The organism is Mesorhizobium sp. M7A.F.Ca.US.005.03.2.1 (assembly GCF_003997795.1).
Taxonomy (GTDB): Bacteria; Pseudomonadota; Alphaproteobacteria; order Rhizobiales; family Rhizobiaceae; genus Mesorhizobium; species Mesorhizobium ciceri.
In genome coordinates, this window is sequence record NZ_RZRP01000524.1 from 1 (window position 1) to 4,480 (window position 4,480).

At 62.0% G+C, this 4,480-nt stretch carries 5 protein-coding genes and 1 pseudogene; 4 read left to right on the forward strand and 2 right to left on the reverse strand.

What is annotated here, in order from left to right:
- From EN991_RS24640 to plsY, 3 genes and pseudogenes are all read left to right on the forward strand, one after another.
- A pseudogene (locus EN991_RS24640) lies at positions 1-301 on the forward strand (lipoyl synthase); the annotation flags it as partial.
- A 12-nt stretch (positions 302-313) separates the two neighbouring features.
- Positions 314-769, forward strand: a complete 456-nt coding sequence (locus EN991_RS24645) for a type II toxin-antitoxin system RatA family toxin (protein WP_013531488.1) — start codon at positions 314-316, stop codon at positions 767-769.
- Positions 770-778: 9 nt separating this feature from the next.
- Positions 779-1,453: a glycerol-3-phosphate 1-O-acyltransferase PlsY gene (plsY, locus tag EN991_RS24650; RefSeq protein WP_127369736.1), complete on the forward strand. Its 675-nt coding sequence runs from the start codon at positions 779-781 to the stop codon at positions 1,451-1,453.
- Positions 1,454-1,498: 45 nt separating this feature from the next.
- On the opposite strand, the gene EN991_RS24655 is transcribed toward plsY, so the two are convergent.
- The gene (locus EN991_RS24655; protein WP_024505192.1) at positions 1,499-1,981 is read right to left on the reverse strand and encodes a CinA family protein; all 483 of its coding nucleotides are present in this window, start codon (positions 1,979-1,981) and stop codon (positions 1,499-1,501) included.
- The gene (locus EN991_RS24660) at positions 1,978-3,207 is read right to left on the reverse strand and encodes a bifunctional 2-C-methyl-D-erythritol 4-phosphate cytidylyltransferase/2-C-methyl-D-erythritol 2,4-cyclodiphosphate synthase (protein WP_013531491.1); all 1,230 of its coding nucleotides are present in this window, start codon (positions 3,205-3,207) and stop codon (positions 1,978-1,980) included. Before EN991_RS24660 ends, EN991_RS24655 begins: the two co-directional genes overlap by 4 nt.
- Positions 3,208-3,450: 243 nt before the next feature.
- Between EN991_RS24660 and dusB the strand changes: the two genes are divergently transcribed.
- A complete protein-coding gene (gene dusB, locus EN991_RS24665; RefSeq protein ID WP_127369737.1) occupies positions 3,451-4,479 on the forward strand; it encodes a tRNA dihydrouridine synthase DusB in 1,029 nt (342 codons plus the stop codon).
- The last annotated feature ends 1 nt before the right edge of the window (position 4,480 follow it).

A 4,480-nucleotide genomic window follows, 5' to 3' on the forward strand; every position in this document is an offset into this window, starting at 1 on the left:
GTCCGGCATCATGGTGGGACTGGGCGAAGAACGGAATGAAATCCTGCAGTTGATGGACGATCTGCGTTCGGCCAATGTCGACTTCATGACCATAGGCCAGTATCTGCAGCCGTCGAAGAAGCACCACCCGGTGATCCGTTTTGTTACGCCGGAGGAGTTCAAATCCTTTGAGACGATCGGCCGGACCAAGGGTTTCCTGCTGGTGGCGTCCAGCCCGCTGACGCGTTCATCGCATCACGCCGGCGACGATTTCGCCAAGCTGCGTGCGGCACGGGAAGCGATTCTCAAGAAATCAGCTTAATCAGCCGGTTTCATGCCAAAATTCGAAGCCACCCGACGCGTATCCCATACACCCGAGCAGATGTTCGCTTTGGTCGCCGATGTTGAATCCTATCCGCAATTCCTGCCGCTTTGCGAAGCGCTGACGGTTCGCTCGCGCAAGGAGCGTGACGGGCGTACCGTTCTCCTTGCCGACATGAGCATCGGCTACAAGGCGATCCGCGAAACCTTCACGACGCAGGTACTGCTGAAGCCCGACGAGAACACCATCGACGTGAAGTACATCGACGGGCCGTTTAAATATTTGAGCAATGTCTGGCGTTTCGAACCCGACGGCGCCGGTTGCGCCGTCCGCTTCTTCATCGACTACGAGTTCAAGAGCCGCATTCTGGGCGCGGTCATGGGAACCATGTTCGATCGTGCCTTCCGCATGTTCGCCGAAGCCTTTGAGAAGCGCGCCGACGTCATCTACGGTACAAAACCGTCTTGAGGCTTGCGCATGCTTTTCTGGATAGCGAGCACCGTTGGACTGGCGATCGCCTATCTCTTCGGTTCCATGCCCACGGGTTATCTGGCGGGGAAGCTGCTCAAGAGCATCGATATCCGGGAGCATGGCTCCAAATCCACCGGGGCAACGACCGTTTTGCGGGTCTTGGGAAAATGGCCTGCGTTGGTGGTGTTGCTGGTGGATGTGCTGAAAGGTGCTGCGGCGATCGTCTTTGCCCGCTGGTTCTATCCCTGGTTCATCACGTTGCCGTTTGTTACGCCATCGACCCCGCTTGACCTGCAAGCCTGGGTGCCTTGGGCTGTTTGCCTGGCCGGAATTGCCGTGTTGTTGGGACATGGCCGTTCGATCTGGTTGAATTTCACAGGTGGCAAATCCGCTGCGACGGGGCTTGGCGTGTTGCTGGCTCTGTCTTGGCCGGTAGGTGTGGGGGCTGCGGCGGCTTTTGGTGCTGTGCTGGCTACGTCTCGGATAGTTTCCCTGAGTTCGATGGTAGCGGCGTTGACCGCGATCGCCCTCATCTGTGGCCTGGAGCAACCGTTGGCCTATCGGTTGCTGGTGATTGCGGGCAGCATCTACGTGGTTATGCGCCATCGTGCCAACATTCAGCGGCTGCTGGCTGGGACGGAGCCACACTTGGGGCAAAGCAGCCCGGAATCGAAAACGTAGCCGCAAATCCGGCTTTCGGGTCCGCCCGCCCAACGTTTTATAATCCTATCCGAGTGCTTGCAGGCCCAGTTCCAGCGCTTGCCGGACCGTTTCGCGACGGATGAAATCGCGGCCTTTGTCTGCAAAGAGTTGGTGCTCGGCGACAATCGGTCGGCCGTCCAGCGCAACCCCGAACCAGACCAGGCCGACCGGTTTTTCCGCCGAACCGCCGCCAGGCCCGGCGATCCCGGTAACCGCCAGGGTCAGCCCGGCGCGCGAACGGGTAAGCGCGCCTGTCGCCATTTCGATCGCAGTCTCGCGCGAAACCGCCCCATGCGCATCGAGCGTGGCGGCGGAAACGCCGAGCATGTCCATCTTGGCTTCGTTGGAATAGGTGATGAAGCCGCGATCGACCACGGCGGACGAGCCCGCGATGTCGGTGAGTGCCGCGATGATCATGCCGCCGGTGCAGCTTTCCGCCGTTGCCAGCATGATGCCGCGTTTCTGGCAGGCTTGCAGCAAGGCATTTGCCAGGTCGCTGTTGGTCATTCCGGCACCTCGCCGGGAAACACCACACTGGCAGTGGCGATCGCCGCAATGCCTTCCTCGCGCCCGACGAAGCCGAGCTTCTCGTTGGTTGTCGCCTTGATCGAGATGCGATCCGCGGAAATTGCCAGCATCTGCGACAGGGCTGCCGTCATCGCCTCGCGGTGCGGGCCGACGCGCGGCGCTTCGCAGATCAACGTGATATCGGCATTGGCGATGCGGCCGCCGCGCTCGCGCACCAGCCCTGCCGCATGCTCGACGAAGATCCGCGACGCAGCGCCTTTCCACTGCGGGTCGGACGGCGGAAAATGCGTGCCGATGTCGCCGGCGCCGCAGGTCGCCAACAACGCATCGGTCAGAGCATGCAGACCGACATCGGCGTCGGAATGGCCGGACAGTTTCTTGTCGTGTGCAATGGCGACGCCACACAGTGTGACATGGTCGCCGGGCTCGAAAGCATGGACGTCGTAGCCATTGCCGGTTCGGATGTCGGGAAAGCGCACACGTTCGCCGGAAAGCCGCTGGTCCGCCATCGCAATATCCCGTGCCCAGGTGAGTTTGACATTATCCGGCGAGCCCGGAACGATCTTGACCGGAATATGCGCCCATTCGGCGATCGCGGCATCGTCGGTAAAATCCATTTTTCCCAGATGATGGGCTTTCTCGTGCGCGGCAAGGATGGGCCAGAACGGAAAGCCCTGCGGCGTTTGCGCCGCGTGAAGACCGCTGCGCGAAACGGTTTCGCCGACCACCCCGGAGGCCGATTCGCGCTTCAGCGTGTCGGCGACGGGCAAAGCGGGCAATGCGCCCTCGCGCTCGCCGATGGCGGCGATGGTGCGATCTATTAGGTCCGCATCGACAAACGGACGCACGGCATCGTGGATCAGAACCTGCCCCGGCGCGTGGTCTCTAAGGGCAAGCAGGCCGAGCCGGACGGATTCCTGCCTGGTCGCCCCGCCGATAACGGCGCTAACGCGCTCGGCGTTGGTGCCCGCCGCCTGCCGGAACAGTTCATGGTCGTCAGCATGAATGGCGACGACGATCTCGCTGGTCCGCGGGTGGGCCAGAAAAATGTCAAGCGTGTGTGCGATAACGGCAAAGCCGCCAATGTGTTGATATTGCTTCGGTCCGTTGGCCTGTCCGGCGCGCGCACCACGGCCGGCCGCGACGATTACCACCGCGACCTTGCCATCCGCACTCGAAACGTGATTTTCACTTGCGTCAGTCATTGCAGATTGGCTTAGCGCACGATCCCGAAAAGTGTAATCGGTTTTCGGCAAAGATCGTGCGTCAAATATGAATCCCAAAGCGTCCTTTGCGCGTCCCACGGGGCGCGCGGCGCTTTGGCCACACCCAATCCCGAAGGCCAGCATTTTCCCAATTGCGCCTTAATGTGGCGTCATTCCGCGTTGCACATTGCGGCCGATATGGCTAGAGAATGTGCAACGAATGAAGATGCTTGGTTTTTGTGCATGGTTAATTTGACCAAATTGGCCGCGCCGCTTAACGTCGGCGGCGTGAAACTCCGCAATCGCGTGTTCCTCGCGCCGATGTCGGGCATTACGGACGAGCCGTTCCGGCAGCGTGCCCACGCGCATGGCGCGGGCCTGGTCGTGTCCGAAATGGTTGCCAGCGGCGAGCTCGCCAAGGGCAGGGCCGGTTTCAACCTGCGCATACGCCACTCCGGCCTGCCCGTCCATATGGTTCAGCTGGCCGGCCGTGAGGCGATGCACATGGCCGAAGGTGCCAGAATCGCCGCCGGCGAGGGCGCCGACATTATCGACATCAACATGGGATGCCCGGCCAAGAAGGTCACCGGCGGTTATGCCGGCTCGGCATTGATGCTGGATCTCGACCACGCACTGTCGCTGATCGACGCCGTTGTCGGCGCGGTCGAGGTGCCAGTGACGGTCAAGATGCGGCTTGGCTGGGACGAAGGCGCGCTCAACGCGCCGATGCTGGCGCGGCGCGCCGAGCAGGCCGGTGTCAGCATGGTGACCGTGCACGGCCGAACGCGCTGCCAGTTCTATCAGGGCAAGGCCGACTGGCGCGCCATCGCCCGCGTCAAGGAAGCCGTGTCCATCCCGGTCGTCGCCAATGGTGACGTCTCTTCGCCGGCGGAAGCGGCCGACATTCTCGATCAATCGGGTGCCGACGCCGTGATGATCGGCCGTGCCCATTATGGCGCGCCCTGGATCGCAGGTGGCATTGCGGCCGCAGCGACAGGCGAAATGACGCCAAATATTCCACAGAACCCGACGGCGCTCGCCGACTACATCGTGGCCCACTATGAGGATATGCTGGCGCTCTACGGCGCCGAAAGCGGCCTGCGCCAGGCGCGCAAGCATCTCGGCTGGTATCTTGATCGGCATGCAGGCGGCGTCGCCGACGACAGCCGAAAGGCCGTACTGACCGCATTCGAGCCCGCGCGCGTCATTGCCTTGCTGCGCGATGTGTTTTCGCGCGATCCGCAACCTTTGACCCTGCGGAGTGCCGCATGAA